1 rRNA gene is annotated in these 267 nt (G+C 45.3%); it reads left to right on the plus strand.

The features are described 5' to 3' along the window. A 23S ribosomal RNA gene (locus G6042_RS14695) occupies positions 1–267 on the plus strand; the annotation flags it as partial.

A 267-nucleotide genomic window follows, 5' to 3' on the forward strand; every position in this document is an offset into this window, starting at 1 on the left:
ACGGGTTAATATTCCCGTACTACTGTTAATTGTGATGGGGTGACGGAGTGATGAAAGTACCGCGAACTGACGGAATAGTTCGTTAAAGCACCTACCTATAGGTCTTGTAGTTAAATGCGCAAGACTTGGGGAAATGCGATAGTACGCGGAGTCTTCGGACAAAGTGATAGTGTACCTAAGGGCTTCCAAGAAAAACCTCTAAACTTAGATTAACAGTACCCGTACCGTAAACCGACACAGGTAGTCGAGGAGAGAATCCTAAGGTGC

The sequence above is a fragment of the Flavobacterium solisilvae genome, assembly GCF_012911605.1.
GTDB classification, from domain to species: domain Bacteria; phylum Bacteroidota; class Bacteroidia; order Flavobacteriales; family Flavobacteriaceae; genus Flavobacterium; species Flavobacterium solisilvae.